1 protein-coding gene is annotated in these 1,361 nt (G+C 38.8%); it reads left to right on the forward strand.

Annotation, left to right across the window (positions count from 1 at the left end):
• Positions 1-314: 314 nt before the first annotated feature.
• Positions 315-1,361: dihydrolipoyl dehydrogenase (gene lpdA / locus AC1DND_RS27950; protein WP_477586123.1), on the forward strand; the 1,047-nt coding region annotated here is incomplete at its 3' end.

Below are 1,361 nucleotides of genomic sequence, written 5' to 3' on the forward strand. Positions count from 1 at the left end.
GGCAAAAACACCATGTAATTTAAACCTATTGTTAAATATTTACTTTTAATCTACAAAAACACCAACACCCAATCAGCATGCAAGCGTAAATTTAAGGCAACAATATGCGATCATTGTAAATTTTAACTGTTATCTCAACATTGAGCTAAGCAATTGACATTTTTTTTTTAGTTTTGAACGATTGTTGATGGATGAAGATCTTTTAAATTTTGTAATCCGGATGTAGGCAGCCACGATTATGGCATGAAGCCAGTCGATTACAGATAATACAAAACAATTAAAAACAAATCTCTTTAAAATAGATTAAAAAACAGATGAATTACGACGTTATTGTTTTAGGCAGCGGCCCAGGTGGTTACGTAGCTGCAATCAGAGCTTCTCAATTGGGACTAAAAGTTGCAATTGTTGAGCGTGAATCATTAGGTGGTATTTGTTTAAACTGGGGCTGTATCCCTACTAAAGCACTTTTAAAAAGTGCTCAGGTTTTCGAATATATTAATCATGCTGCTGATTACGGAATTACTACTGCCGGTGCAACCGCAGATTTTGCCGCCGTGGTAAAACGCAGCCGTGGTGTGGCCGATGGCATGAGTAAAGGCGTTCAATTTTTAATGAAAAAAAATAAAATTGACGTAATTATGGGAACTGGTAAAGTAAAACCAGGAAACAAATTAGAAGTTAAAGGTGCAGATGGTTCTCAACAGGAACTAAGTGCTAAAAATATCATCATTGCTACAGGTGCCCGTTCAAGAGAATTACCCAACTTGAAACAAGATGGCAAAAAAATTATTGGCTACCGCCAGGCAATGGTACTTCCTGAATTACCTAAAAGTATGGTAGTAGTAGGTTCTGGTGCTATCGGTGTAGAATTTGCTTATTTCTATGCTACCATGGGCACAAAAGTAACCATCGTAGAATTTATGGATAACGTTGTTCCGGTTGAAGACGAAGATGTTTCTAAACAATTGTTACGCAGCCTCAAAAAAGTAGGTATCGATGTCATGACATCAGCAAGCGTAGAATCTGTTGATACCAGCGGCGCAGGCTGTAAAGTTTCTGTTAAAACAGCATCAGGCATGCAGACTATCGAGGCCGACATCGTGCTTTCAGCTGCTGGTATTGTAGCCAACATCGAAAACATAGGTTTAGAAGAAACAGGAATCAAAACGGAGAAAGGCAAAATTGTTACCGACGAATTCTACAATACTTCAGTTAAAGGTTATTATGCAATTGGTGATGTAGTAGGCGGTCAGGCACTTGCCCACGTGGCTTCTGCAGAAGGCATTATCTGTGTAGAAAAAATTGCTGGTCAGCATGCCGAGCCATTAGATTACAATAACATCCCGGGATGTACCTATTGC

The organism is Pedobacter sp. 01N416 (assembly GCF_056399685.1).